At 62.3% G+C, this 12,675-nt stretch carries 10 protein-coding genes and 1 other RNA gene; 7 read left to right on the forward strand and 4 right to left on the reverse strand.

Annotated elements, in window-relative coordinates; genetic code table 11:
• Together AB7783_RS02610 and AB7783_RS02615 are read right to left on the reverse strand one after the other, a co-directional pair.
• Positions 1 to 801, reverse strand: coding sequence for an ABC transporter ATP-binding protein (locus tag AB7783_RS02610; RefSeq protein WP_441276733.1), 801 nt, complete (start codon positions 799 to 801; stop codon positions 1 to 3).
• 173 nt (positions 802 to 974) lie between these two features.
• Positions 975 to 1,985: an ABC transporter substrate-binding protein gene (locus AB7783_RS02615; protein ID WP_089267360.1), complete on the reverse strand. Its 1,011-nt coding sequence runs from the start codon at positions 1,983 to 1,985 to the stop codon at positions 975 to 977.
• Between the two features lie 467 nt (positions 1,986 to 2,452).
• Here AB7783_RS02615 and AB7783_RS02620 point away from each other — a divergent pair, with 467 nt between their 5' ends.
• Positions 2,453 to 3,706, forward strand: a complete 1,254-nt coding sequence (locus tag AB7783_RS02620) for an extensin family protein (protein WP_441276734.1) — start codon at positions 2,453 to 2,455, stop codon at positions 3,704 to 3,706.
• Positions 3,707 to 3,715: 9 nt separating this feature from the next.
• Here AB7783_RS02620 and AB7783_RS02625 read toward each other — a convergent pair whose 3' ends face one another.
• Positions 3,716 to 4,348, reverse strand: a complete 633-nt coding sequence (locus tag AB7783_RS02625) for a TetR/AcrR family transcriptional regulator (protein WP_441276735.1) — start codon at positions 4,346 to 4,348, stop codon at positions 3,716 to 3,718.
• 185 nt (positions 4,349 to 4,533) lie between these two features.
• Between AB7783_RS02625 and AB7783_RS02630 the strand changes: the two genes are divergently transcribed.
• The 5 genes from AB7783_RS02630 (at position 4,534) to AB7783_RS02650 (ending at position 11,559) form a co-directional block, all read left to right on the forward strand.
• Positions 4,534 to 5,766 (forward strand): HlyD family secretion protein, encoded by a 1,233-nt coding sequence (locus tag AB7783_RS02630; protein ID WP_441276736.1) that lies wholly within the window; start codon positions 4,534 to 4,536, stop codon positions 5,764 to 5,766.
• Between the two features lie 14 nt (positions 5,767 to 5,780).
• Complete coding sequence (locus AB7783_RS02635; RefSeq protein ID WP_441276737.1) at positions 5,781 to 7,364, forward strand: DHA2 family efflux MFS transporter permease subunit; 1,584 nt, start codon at positions 5,781 to 5,783, stop codon at positions 7,362 to 7,364.
• A 401-nt stretch (positions 7,365 to 7,765) separates the two neighbouring features.
• A complete protein-coding gene (locus tag AB7783_RS02640) occupies positions 7,766 to 9,568 on the forward strand; it encodes an ABC transporter ATP-binding protein (protein WP_441276738.1) in 1,803 nt (600 codons plus the stop codon).
• 207 nt (positions 9,569 to 9,775) lie between these two features.
• Entirely contained in the window at positions 9,776 to 10,735 is a 960-nt protein-coding gene (locus AB7783_RS02645; RefSeq protein ID WP_441276739.1) for a helix-turn-helix domain-containing protein, read from the forward strand.
• Positions 10,736 to 10,830: 95 nt separating this feature from the next.
• Positions 10,831 to 11,559, forward strand: coding sequence for an alpha/beta hydrolase (locus AB7783_RS02650; protein WP_068732308.1), 729 nt, complete (start codon positions 10,831 to 10,833; stop codon positions 11,557 to 11,559).
• Positions 11,560 to 11,639: 80 nt separating this feature from the next.
• On the opposite strand, the gene rnpB is transcribed toward AB7783_RS02650, so the two are convergent.
• An RNA gene (rnpB, locus tag AB7783_RS02655) (RNase P RNA component class A) lies at positions 11,640 to 12,124 on the reverse strand.
• A 200-nt stretch (positions 12,125 to 12,324) separates the two neighbouring features.
• On the opposite strand from rnpB, the gene AB7783_RS02660 reads away from it, so the two are divergent.
• Positions 12,325 to 12,675 (forward strand): YciI family protein, encoded by a 351-nt coding sequence (locus tag AB7783_RS02660; protein WP_068732310.1) that lies wholly within the window; start codon positions 12,325 to 12,327, stop codon positions 12,673 to 12,675.

The raw sequence follows: 12,675 nt of genomic DNA on the forward strand, positions 1-12,675 counted from the left end.
TCAGTGTCCTGCCCGGGCGCGCAACACTTCCTCGCGCAGGTCGTCAGAGATCTTTCGCGCAATGGCGATGAAACGTTCGTCGTAGCGCAGCGTCGCGACATCGCGTGGACGCGGCAGGTCGATGGTGTGGACGGACTTCACGCGCGCCGGTCGCGTGGTCAGCACGGCGACGCGGTCGGCGAGCAGGATCGCTTCGTCGAGATCGTGGGTGACGAACAGCACCGCCGATTTCGCCTGGGCCCACAGTTGCAGCAATTCCTCCTGCATCAATTCGCGGGTCTGCACGTCGAGCGCGGAGAACGGCTCGTCCATCAAAAGGACCTGCGGATTGTTGATGAAGGTCTGCGCCAGCGCCACGCGCTTGCGCATGCCGCCGGAGAGCTGATGCGGATGATGATGTTCGAAGCCCTTCAGGCCGACACGAATGATCCAGTCGCGCGCGGTGGCCTCTGCCTTGTCTTTCGCCACGCCGCGAAACAGCGGCCCGGCCATGACATTGCCGAGCACGTCGCGCCACGGAAATACGGCGTCCTGCTGGAACACGAAGCCGACGCGCCGATCAACACCGGTCACCGGCGCATCGAACAATGTGACTTCGCCGCCTTGCGGGCGGGCGAGGCCGGCGATCAGCCCGAGCGTCGTCGACTTGCCGCAGCCGGTGGGGCCGACCACGGCCATGAATTCGCCGGGTGCAATGCTGAGGTCGAAATCCTCCAGCGCGGAGAGAACGTCACCCGAAGGCGTGACGAAGCGGCGCGCGACGTTCTTCAGCGCGACGGCGGAGGGTGCGGGGGCATTCATGATTGCATTCGCTTTATCATCAGAGTCGTTGTTGAAGTCGGCGGGTAAAGCGCGTTCGTTCTGCTCCCTCCCCCCTTGCGGGGGAGGGTCGGGGGAGGGGGGTCCACAAGTGACGTCCCTTGTGGCTACCCCCACCCCCGGCCCCTCCCCGCAAGGGGGAGGGGAGAAGGGCCTCAGTTCGTCGCGTTGGCTTTGACCACGAAATCCGTGGTGTAGGTTTTGGCGAGGTCGATGGTCTTGCCCTTGAGGTTGGGCGAGAAGCTGTTCAGCACGCTCAGCACCGATTCCGGCGCACCCGCCGGCATCATGCCGTCCACGGAGTATTGCGGCTTGCCTTCGCGCAGACCTTGCACATAGAGATCGAGTTCGCCGGCATAATAGTCCTTCGGCATTTGAGCTGCGATCTCTTCGGGCGAGTGGGTATTCATCCACTTCAGCGTCTTCACAAACGCATTGACGACCTTCTGTGCCGTCTCCTTGTTCGCCTCCATCCAGGCGCGGTCCATATAGAGACACGCGGCCGGATAATCGCCGCCGAGTGCAGCGCGGGTGCTTTCCGGTGTGCGCAGATCGATGCCGACTTTGGCCGTGCCGTTTTTCACAGCGCGCGCCACCGTCGGCTCCGTCGTCATGCCGGAGACGATCTTGCCCTGCTGCATGGAAGCCAGGAACGTATCGCCAGCGCCGACTGGCACCAGCGTGTAGTCCTGCATCTTCAGCCCCGCTTTGGCGGCGAGCGCGCGGGTCAGGAAGTCGGTGGCAGAGCCGAGGCCGGTGACGCCGAGCGCCTGCCCCTTCCAGTTGGCGGGATCCTTCAGCTTGTCCGCATCGGCGGCCTTCACCAGCACGACTTCGCCAGGCGCGATCGCGAATTGCACCACTGAGGTGATGAATTTGCCCTTGGATTGCAGGTCGATGGTGTGATCGTAGAAGCCGACCACGCCCTGGACTTCGCGGGCGAGCAAAGCGGTGGCTGCCTGCGAGCCGGAGGTGGAGTTGAACAGCTCGACGTCGAGCCCCTGTTCCTTGAAGAAGCCGAGCTGGGCTGCCAGTTTCGCCGGCAGATAGATCTGCTTGTCGATACCGCCAACCATGATCTTGATCGGGGTTTGCGCCGCAGCGGGGGCTGCAAGTGCAGCAGCGAGTGATACAGCCGCAATGGTTGCGGCAAAGAATTTGCGCATAGGCGTTTCCTGACTTCTGAATTCGGCGCTGGTCTACTGCGCGGGCGATCGTCCCGGCTGATGCGCAAGCGCTCGCAACGGGGGTATCAGGCCCCGGCCTGCGTCAAACTGTCAATCGGCTATTGGCAGGTTACGGCAGCAAAAAGCGCCCGCTCGGGAGAGCGGACGCCATAGGTGAGAAAGCTTTATGGGATTAGGGCTCTACAGCACGCCAAATACGATAGCGCCGACGAAGGCGATTGCCGCATAGGCGGCCACAACGCTCAGTTGGCCGAACATAGTCATGGGAACCCTCCCTTTGACGTTGTCGCGCGGAGTAACGCGAAAGCTGGCGGTCCGTTCCCGCAGAAAAGAGAAGGAAGTCGACCAACTGCGGCCGTAGCGGTACGAGCGTCGGCAACATGGTAAATCAAACGTGAATTCAATGCGTTGAAGAGTCTTTAAAACATTTCGACCACCTTGCGCGAATGACGCGCAGAGTTCGTTTGTATCTCGTCGGCTCCGTCGTCCTTGTATCGCTTGCGGGTTGCGGACGCGGTCTGTTTCAGACCCAGGAACGCGAACCATGGCGTGCCGAGGCAGAAGTCGCATGTCTCAAATCCGGCACGGTGAAAGAGGGGGCTGATCTCGTTCGGATCAACCCGATTTCCGGGCCCGGCGTCTGCGGCGCAGAATTTCCCTTGAAGGTCGCAGCTCTTGGCGAGGCCAGCAGCAGCTATGGTTTTGCCGATGAAACCTTGCGGCCGCCTGGCGGCATCAGCGGTGCAAGCCAGCCACGTTGGCCGGTGCAGCAGCAGCCACAGACCATGGCGCGTCCCGCCAGCAGCTATCCGAATTCCTATCCGCAAGCTGCCGCGCCGCAGCAGCCGTCCTATGGCGGTTCGTCCTATGGCGGCGCTGCCAGCAACAGCGGCCCGATCTCGCTGAACGCGCCGGGCGTGCCGCCGGACAATGAAGACGAAATCGAATTGCCGCCGGAAGGTTCGCCGCAGACGATGCGCGCGCCGCAGCAAGAGCAGCCGCGCGCGCCTTACGGCCGCTATAGTTCAGGTGTGCAGCAGAGCCAGCCGCCGCAGGATTATGCTCCGCAGCGTCTTGGACCGGGACAGGGCAATGTCACGGGCTCGGTTGGCCCCGTCGTCGTGAAACCGACGGCGACGCTGGCCTGTCCGATCGTCTCGGCCCTTGACAAGTGGCTCGCGGAGTCCGTGCAGCCGGCGGCGATGCGCTGGTTCGGCGTCCGCGTCGCCGAGATCAAGCAGATCTCCGCTTATTCGTGCCGTGGCATGAATGGCAATTCACGCGCACATATCTCCGAACATGCATTCGGCAACGCGCTCGATATCTCTGCCTTCGTCCTCGCCGATGGTCGCAGTGTCTCGGTGAAGGCAGGCTGGAAGGGGATGCCGGAAGAGCAGGGCTTCCTGCGCGACATCCAGGGCGGCGCGTGCCAGGTCTTCAACACCGTGCTGGCGCCGGGCTCCAACGTCTATCACTACGATCACATTCACGTGGATCTGATGCGCCGGCCCAAGCGCCCGGTGATCTGCCAGCCGGCGGCCGTGTCGGGCGAGGAGATTGCCGCGCGCGCGCAAAGTCGCAATCCCTATGCCGGGCGCAACAACAATGACTACGGCGGCGTGACCGGCTCGATCGGCCGCACGGCCAAGAAGTCGACGCGCAAATCGCCTGATGACGAGGACTTCTACGAGAACGAATAGGCCGGCTTGTCAGATGCGGTAGGCCGCGAGGAACATCCGCACGGCGCTGTCGACGACCTTGTCGATCTCCGCGGCCGTGGGTGTCGGCTTGGCCTGGAAGATGAAGGGCTGAAACAGCGTCGCCTGGCAGGACATCATGAATTGCGCGGCGGATAGCTCGGTATCAGTGATCGCCAATTCCTTCGCAGCGACGCGGGCATCGAGATAGGCCGCGACCTGCCGGATCGCGTGCGCCAGCACCGCTTCATAAAAGCGTTTGCCGACATCGGGCATGCGCTCCGCGATGGCCATCACGGTACGGATCGCCGAGCCGCCGCCGGGCCGACACAGCAACTGGATATAGGCGCGGCCGAACTCGCCGAGCGTGGTCACTGCATCGCGTTCCGGATCGAGATTGAAGACAGCTTTGCCCTGCTCGAGCTTCTCCTGCTCGACGATCGACTCAAACAGCGCGCTCTTGTCGGCGAAATAGACGTAGAGCGTGCCCTTGGAGACGCCGGCGGCACGCGCGATCTCGCCCATGCTGGCGCCGTCGAAGCCCAGATCCAGGAAAACCTTGCGCGCGCCGTCGAGAATTTGGCGGCGCTTGGCGCTGTCTTCTTCGCCGACAGGCGAGAGGGGGGCAGGGTGGGAGGCAACCATTCGTTCAGCCTGTTCGATGAATCAGCGGGATATCGCCCGCGATGAAACCGGAATAACGCGAAATCGTGATGAACTGATCAAACTGTATCTTGACCGAACCGTTCGGTCAATTTACATATTGCCGCAGCAAGCGGGGACCCGGCATGTCCGATGGTGTCCGCATTCTCACGTTTGAGGAGGCCGGAATGGCCGGACCACGCGACCAGGCTGCCCGTATCATTCGCCCCGAAGGCGAGACTGACAGCGCGCCGGTACGCGTCGTGTCGCCCGCAGCGGATGAACCCGCAGCCCGCGGTCCTGCGGATGCGCCCGCACCTGAACAGCCCGCCACAGCAGCACCGGCCGCGACCGCGCAGACCGCTGCGCCAAAATCCGGCAAGAAGAAAAAAGTGCTGCTCGGTGTCGGCGCGCTGCTCGCCGTCGCAGGCGTCTATTATGGCGTGAACTATTATCTGGTCGGCCGCTTCATCGTGTCGACCGACGACGCCTATGTCCGCGCCAGCAACACCACGCTGGGTGCGCGCGTATCGGGCCACATCGCGCAGATCCTGCCGGGCGACAACGTCGCGGTGAAGGCCGGCGAGGTGATCTTCAGGATCGATGACGGCGACTATCGCATCGCCGTCGATGCCGCCAAGCGCAAGATCGACACCCAGAAGGCCACCATCGAACGGATCGGTCGTCAGGTCGGCGCGCAGGAAAGCGCCGTCGAGCAGGCGCAGGCCCAGCTTGCATCGGCCGATGCCGCTGCCAATCGCGCCGTGCTTGAATTCGATCGCCAGGAAACGCTGAGCAAGCAGGGCTTCGCTTCGCGCTCGGTCTACGAGACCTCGCAGTCGAACCGCGACCAGACCTCGGCTGCCGTCAAGGCCGCGAAGGCATCCGTCGATGCAGCCAAGAGCAGCGTCGAAGTGACGAAGGCGCAGCAGAACGAAGCGCGCGCGCAGCTCGCCGAATTGCAGAGCGCGCTGGACAAGGCCGTGCGTGATCTCGACTTCACCACGGTGAAGTCGCCGGTGGATGGCATCTTTTCGAACCGCCTCGTTTCGACTGGCGATTTCATCAGCGCCGGCCAGCGTCTCGGCAATGTCGTGCCGCTCAACGACGTCTATATCGATGCCAATTTCAAGGAGACGCAGTTGCGCCGCCTGAAGCCGGGCCAGCCGGTCTCGATCGAGCTCGACGCCGATAGCAGTCGCGCCATCGAAGGCACTGTGGAAAGCCTCGCGCCAGCCGCAGGCTCGGTGTTCACGCTGCTGCCGCCGGATAACGCCACCGGCAACTTCACCAAGATCGTGCAGCGTGTGCCTGTGCGTCTCAGGGTGCCGGCTGACGTTGCCAAGGAAAACCTGCTGCGCGCCGGCATGTCGGTCTATGTCCGCGTCAACACCAAGCCGGGTGCAGAACCCGCGCGCTAAGTCAGGACAAGCAGATGTCCACGACCACCACCGTGTCAGGCGCACCGCCGGCCGCTCCGGCTGCGGACTATGTCGCGCCGAAACGCCTGATCGCGTTTCTGATCATGGTGTTCGGCATGTTCATGTCGATTCTGGACATCCAGATCGTCTCGGCATCGCTGTCTGAAATCCAGGCCGGATTGTCCGCGTCGTCCAGCGAAGTGTCCTGGGTGCAAACCGCCTATCTGATCGCGGAAGTGATCGCGATTCCGCTGTCCGGCTTTTTGTCGCGCGCACTCGGCACGCGGCTGTTGTTTGCGATCTCGGCCGCCGGATTCACTTTCGCCAGCCTGATGTGCGGTTTCACCTCGTCGATCGAGCAGATGATCCTGTGGCGCGCGATCCAGGGCTTCCTTGGCGCCGGCATGATCCCGACGGTGTTCGCCTCGGCCTATACGGTGTTTCCGCGCTCCAAATTCCACATCGTCGGCCCGATCATCGGCCTTGTCGCGACGCTGGCACCGACCATCGGACCCACGGTGGGCGGCTACATCACCGATGCGCTGTCCTGGCACTGGCTGTTCTTCATCAATGTGGTGCCCGGCATCGGCATCACCATCGGCGTGCTCGCGCTGGTGGATTTCGACGAGCCGCATTTCGAACTGCTCGATCATTTCGACTGGTGGGGCCTCGGCTTCATGGCCGGTTTCCTCGGTTCGCTGGAATATGTGCTGGAAGAGGGGCCGCGTAACGACTGGTTCGGCGACACCTCGATCGCGATCTTTGCCGTTGTCTGCGTTGTGAGCTGCGTGGCGTTTTTCTGGCGCGTGTTGACGGCGAAAGAACCGATCGTCGACATCCGCGCTTTCACTGATCGTAATTTCGCGCTGGGCTGTCTGTTCTCGTTCTGCGTCGGCATCGGGCTCTACGGCCTGACCTATCTCTATCCGCGTTATCTCGCGGAGATCCGCGGCTACAGCGCGCTGATGATCGGCGAGACGATGTTCGTCTCGGGCGTTGCGATGTTCCTGACGGCGCCGCTGGTGGCGCGTCTGATGCAGAAGATCGACATGCGCTATCTCATCATGGCGGGATTGGTGCTGTTCGCTGCCGGCACATGGCAGATGACATGGGTGACGCGCGATTTCGATTTCTACGAATTGCTGCTGCCGCAAATCCTGCGCGGCATCGGCATGATGATGGCCATGGTGCCGATCAACAACATTGCGCTCGGCACGCTGGCGCCGCAGATGCTGAAGAACGCCTCCGGCCTGTTCAACCTGACGCGTAACCTCGGCGGCGCGCTCGGCCTTGCGCTGATCAATACCGTGCTCGATCACCGCACCGATTTCCACATCACGCGGCTGCACGACAAGGTCACCTGGGGCAATGCGCAGGCGGTCGAGATGCTCAACATGTTCACCCAGAAGTTCCAGGGCATGGGCGACGCCTCGCGGATGGCCATGAAGCAGCTGTCGCAGATCGTGCATCGTCAGGCCGTCGTGATGAGCTTTGGCGACGCGTTCTTCGCGCTGTCGGTGTTCTATGTCGGTCTCAGCCTCATGGTGATGCTGCTGAACAAGCCCAGCAATCCCGCGGCTGCAGGCGGCGGACACTAGAGCGTTTTCGAGCGAAGTGGATGCCGGTTCGCGTCAAGAAAACGCGTCAAAACAAAAAGCTAAAGCGGCTGGAGCGGTTCTATCGCCAATCAGCGATTGAAGCCGGCCATCATGTTGCCAAAAGTCGACGGCACATCTATAAAACTACCTTCCATTGCTCGAACCCGAGGGAGAGTCTGCATGAAGTCGATTGATCTGCTCTCCGGAATTCTCGGTTCGGTGCACGCATGCGGGTTTATGCGGGCTCGTTGAGCCCCGGTTCCGCCTCTGCCGGTCGGGCCTGATGTCCCGATCATCCTGATCTTTCCCGTTTCTGTACTTTTAGGATGCTCGCGCTCGGTCTGGCCGTTGCGCGTCAAACCATGGAGCCGGTCTGCGCACGGGCGCTGCCGGATGAAGTCATGACTCTGAAATCGAAGGACCGCGCCGCCGCCATCCGCGTGGTGATCCCTTTCGTGATCCGGCATTGGTTCCGGCAGCCCGGACGCGCGGCGACAGTTGCTGTCGGTCTGCTCGGCGCGACGGTGGCCGATCTGTTCATGCCGCTGTTCTCCGGCCAGCTGGTCGATGCCGTCACCAAAGGTGGCGCCGATCCGGCGGCCCGGCAGGCGGCATATGTGGCCTTCGGCGCCATCGTGGCGCTTGGCGCGACGTCGATGTTGCTGCGGCTGCTCGGCATCCACGCCATCGTCCCGTTCACGCTGCGCATCATGTCGGATCTGTCGCGCGAGGCCTTCGCGCGCGTGCAGCGTTTCTCGACCGACTGGCACGCCAACAGCTTCGCGGGCTCCACGGTGCGCAAGGTCACGCGCGGCATGTGGGCGGTCGATCTGCTCAACGACACGCTGTTGATGGCGCTGCTGCCGTCGCTGGTGGTGTTGCTTGGCTCGATGCTGCTGCTCGGCTGGCACTGGCCGGCGCTGGGCGGTGTGATCGCTGTCGGTACGGTGGCCTATATCGCCATGACCGTGTGGTTCTCCACGCGTTACATCGCGCCGGCCGCGCGCGTGTCGAATGCATGGGACACCAAGGTCGGCGGTACGTTGGCGGATGCCCTGACTTGTAACGCCGTGGTGAAATCCTTCGGCGCGGAAAGCCGTGAGGACGGTCGGCTGGGGCAGGTCGTCGGCCGCTGGCGCGTGCGCGTGGCGCGCACATGGTATCGCTACAACACCACGAGCACGGTGCAGCTCGCAGTGCTGCTCTGCGTGCGCACGGCGGTGATCGGCGGCGCGCTATGGCTGTGGCTGAACGGGCAGGCCACGGCGGGCGATGTCACCTATGTGCTGACGAGCTATGTCGTGATCCACGGCTATCTGCGCGATGTCGGCATGCACATCAACAACCTGCAGCGTTCGGTGAACGACATGGAGGAGCTTGTTGCGATTCATGATGTTGCGCTCGGCATCGCCGACGCGCCGGATGCGCAGCCGATTGCGATCACCGGCGGGCGCATCCTGTTCGACGACGTGACGTTCCATTACGGCGGTCATGCCACGCCGCTCTATGACGGGCTGTCGGTGGACATCCGCGCCGGCGAACGCGTCGGACTGGTCGGGCGCTCCGGTTCGGGCAAGACGACCTTCGTGAAGCTGATCCAGCGACTCTACGATGTCTCGGGTGGCCAGATCATGATCGACGGCCAGAACATCGCTGAGGTCACGCAGGAGTCGCTGCGCAGCCGGATTGCGATTGTGCAGCAGGATCCGATCCTGTTTCACCGTTCGCTGGCCGACAACATCGCCTATGGCCGGCCCGGCGCCAGCATGGCGGCGATTGAACAGGCGGCGCGGCTGGCGAATGCGCATGACTTCATCACCCGGCTGCCGAAAGGTTACGGCACGCTGGTTGGTGAGCGCGGTGTGAAACTGTCGGGCGGCGAGCGGCAGCGTGTCGCGCTGGCGCGCGCATTCCTGGCGGATGCACCGGTGCTGATTCTGGACGAGGCGACATCGAGCCTCGATTCAGAGTCGGAGGCGTTGATCCAGGAGGCGATGGAGCGGCTGATGAAAGGCCGCACCTCGATCGTGATCGCGCATCGCCTGTCGACCGTGCGCAGCCTCGATCGCATTCTGGTGTTCGATCACGGGCACATCGCGGAAGAGGGCACCCATGCCACGCTCACAGCGCGACCGGGTGGCATCTATCGCGGTCTGTTCGAGCGTCAGGTGCTCGATCTCGATCGCACCGCCGCCGCGGAATGATATCAGGAAGGAACGGGGGCCGCCGTTGGCCCTCGTTCGCATTTTGGCGCATGTCGTGAATGCGTTCGTCCCCCGTGGGCGAGCCGATCGTGGCGACACCCGCACGGTGACGCCCGTCGTCGCAAAATCGGATGTCGTTGACAGTTCCTGCTTTGCGCAACACTCTGTCGATCCTGCGACCAGTATAGACCGTATTGGGGCTCGACGATGGATTGCTCGCCGGACATTCAGACATGGTCGACTGCTCTCGTCGAGCCGGAACGACGGCTGGATTACTGGATTTCCGCTGTCTGCGAAGGCTTTCTGGAGATGGATATCGCCAGCCTCGCGCCCGCGAGCTTTGCGTCTGAACTACAGCGCGGGCAGCTCGATGTGATTGGGGTCAATCAAGTTCGAGGCGATCCCCAGCATGTCTATCGCACCAGACGCGCCATCGCGCGCGGCCAGTCCAATTTTTACTATCTGCTTTGCAAGACCGACCGGAACTGGTCGGCCACGCAATGCGAGAGAACCGCGATGTTGGGCCCCCATGATCTTCTTCTGGTGGATTCGCGGCGCCCCTATGAATTTCATTTTCCGGTGACGTCGGACACGATTTCGCTGGAGCTGCCGATGGGATGGGTCGAGCGCTGGCTTACCGCGCCCGAGCAGCATCTTGGCCGGGTGATTGATGGACAGTCTGGCTGGGGACTGGCACTGAGCGGCTTCGTCCGGCAATGGTCACCGGAACTGGCCGTTCGCAGTCCGCTGCCGGCGCCTCTCCTCGTCGATCAATTGGGAGCCCTGCTGGCTCTGACACTGGAAGGCGATGTGACGCAGTCGCCGGCGGAGACGTCCGGCACGGCCGCGCTGATTGATCGGATTCGTCGCGCTCTGCGCGAACGCTATGCCGAGCCCGGCCTCACTGCAGCGTCGATTGCCACGCAACTGCAAATCTCGGAGCGCACGCTACATCGCGGTCTCGCCAGCGCGTCCGTGACCTTTAGCGGGCTGCTCGCCGATTGCCGCATGTCGATGGCCCGCAAGATGTTGGCCGAGCCGCGCTTCGATCGTGTGAGTATCGGTGGCATCGGGCAGAAGGTCGGCCTGACAGATCCATCACATTTTATCCGCCAGTGCCGCAAATATCTGGGGGTGACACCCGGCGAGTTCAGGCGCCGACGATAGCCTGTGACGCAAATCGTCGATTGGGCTGGCACAATCCGGCCATCTGCCCGGCATGTCGGTGATTATGAATGTCCGGGAAACATTGGGAGGATTGCATGGCAGATCTATACGTCCTGGTTCACGGCGCCTGGCACACGGGACAGGAGATGGACGCGGTCGCCGGTCATCTGCGGGCGAGCGGGCATGTCGTTCATTGCCCGACGGTCGCTGGCAACAACGCGAATGACGACCGCAGCACAGTTGGGCTTGCGCAGGCTATCGCTTCGATCGCTGATTATATCGAGAAAGAAAATCTGCGGGACATACGCCTTGTCGGACACAGCTATGGCGGCATGGTGATTTCGGGCGTCGCGGACCGTATGGCAGAACGCATCAAGCGGCTGGTCTATGTCAACGCCTTCGTCCCGCTGGACGGACAGTCGCTCAACGACATGGTGCCGCCGCATTACCTTGGCCTGTTCGATTCCATCGCTGCCGCCAACAACAACGCGGTAATGCTGCCGTTCGAAATCTGGCGCGACGCTTTCATCAACGATGCCGATTTCGGACTGGCGAAGTCAGCCTATGAGCAACTCAATCCGCATCCCTACAAGACATTCACCGACAAGATCTCGCTGAGCAAGCCTCTCGCCGAACTTGCGGTCGGGAAATCCTACGTGAATTGTCAGCAGGACATTGCGCTGCCACACAGCCTGCCATGGCATCCCCGACTATCCGAACGTCTTGGTCTGTTTCGGCTGGTCGAATGTCCGGGCAGCCATGAAATGTTCTTCAGCAATCCTGCACGCCTCGCAGAGGCGATCATTCAGGCAGGACGGGACTGAAGCAGATTTCGGTGCGGTCATCGGCGCCAAAACTGGCGAAGGGCCCGGCGTTTTGCGCCGGGCCCTTCGTTGTTCAGAAAGTTATCAGCCGGCCTGTAAGCCGGGTTCTGTAGGGCATCGCCGATTTGCACCGGCGATACGTGACGGCCATTCCTCTGGGACCATAGTTGCCCATGGCCTCAAGCAACCTACCCGGACAGCGAGCAAGACATTGCCCCGCAGTGTTATCGCTCAAGGTGAGCGAACTGACTGCTTTGCCGTCCCTATTCGGTTTTGCTCCCGGTGTGGTTTGCCATGCCGTTTCCGTTGCCGGATACGCGGTGCGCTCTTACCGCACCTTTTCACCCTTACCCGCCTTCGCAGCTTGCGCTGCTACGGCGTGGCGAGCCCGAAGGCCTGTCGCGCCGAAGTCCCGAAGGGACGTAGGAGGGCGGTTCGTTCTCTGTGGCACTTTCCCTGGGGTCACCCCCGCCGGACGTTATCCGGCACCGTATGTCGATGGAGCCCGGACTTTCCTCTCCCGCAGCCTTTCGACCATAGCGGGAGCGGCCGTCCAGCCGACTGACGGCACAGGCATGGAGGCTCAGGGCCGTGACGTCAAGCCAGGAACGCGCGCAGTCTTTGCCAAAATAAATTATCCTGAAGATGTCGTTCTGCTGCCGGTTCGTTCGACTGACCGCATGATCCCGGAAAATGGAAACCAGTTTTCGGACCCGATCATGCCCATGTCACGGCGAATGGCGCCGCTCAAGAGGAGAGAACGCAATGCAGTATCTGCTGATGATCTACCAGAACGAAGCCGAGTACGCGAAAATGGACGCCGCCACAGGCAAGAAGATGCTTGAGGAATATGGCGCGTTCACCCAGTCCATCGTCCAGAGCGGCAATTTCAAGGCCGGTGACCGGCTGCAACCGACGACCACAGCGACCACGGTGCAGGTGCGCGACGGCAAGATGCTCACCACCGATGGTCCGTTCGCCGAGACGCGCGAACAGCTCGCTGGTTACTATCTGGTTGACGCGAAGGATCTCGATGCCGCACTGGCGATTGCGGCGCGGATTCCCAGTGCGCGGGTCGGTTCGATCGAGGTGCGGCCGATCTGGGTCTATAACTGA

Source organism: Tardiphaga sp. 172_B4_N1_3, from assembly GCF_052076035.1.
GTDB classification, from domain to species: domain Bacteria; phylum Pseudomonadota; class Alphaproteobacteria; order Rhizobiales; family Xanthobacteraceae; genus Tardiphaga; species Tardiphaga robiniae.

What these genes read in the sequence shown, in the direction of transcription:
- AB7783_RS02635 (WP_441276737.1), top strand. Translation starts at nt 5,781, where the DNA reads ATGTCCACGACCACCACCGTGTCAGGCGCACCGCCGGCCGCTCCGGCT.
- AB7783_RS02620 (WP_441276734.1), top strand. Translation starts at nt 2,453, where the DNA reads ATGACGCGCAGAGTTCGTTTGTATCTCGTCGGCTCCGTCGTCCTTGTA.
- AB7783_RS02645 (WP_441276739.1), top strand. Translation starts at nt 9,776, where the DNA reads ATGGATTGCTCGCCGGACATTCAGACATGGTCGACTGCTCTCGTCGAG.
- AB7783_RS02630 (WP_441276736.1), top strand. Translation starts at nt 4,534, where the DNA reads ATGGCCGGACCACGCGACCAGGCTGCCCGTATCATTCGCCCCGAAGGC.
- AB7783_RS02660 (WP_068732310.1), top strand. Translation starts at nt 12,325, where the DNA reads ATGCAGTATCTGCTGATGATCTACCAGAACGAAGCCGAGTACGCGAAA.
- AB7783_RS02610 (WP_441276733.1), bottom strand. Translation starts at nt 801, where the DNA reads ATGAATGCCCCCGCACCCTCCGCCGTCGCGCTGAAGAACGTCGCGCGC.
- AB7783_RS02625 (WP_441276735.1), bottom strand. Translation starts at nt 4,348, where the DNA reads ATGGTTGCCTCCCACCCTGCCCCCCTCTCGCCTGTCGGCGAAGAAGAC.
- AB7783_RS02640 (WP_441276738.1), top strand. Translation starts at nt 7,766, where the DNA reads ATGACTCTGAAATCGAAGGACCGCGCCGCCGCCATCCGCGTGGTGATC.
- AB7783_RS02615 (WP_089267360.1), bottom strand. Translation starts at nt 1,985, where the DNA reads ATGCGCAAATTCTTTGCCGCAACCATTGCGGCTGTATCACTCGCTGCT.
- AB7783_RS02650 (WP_068732308.1), top strand. Translation starts at nt 10,831, where the DNA reads ATGGCAGATCTATACGTCCTGGTTCACGGCGCCTGGCACACGGGACAG.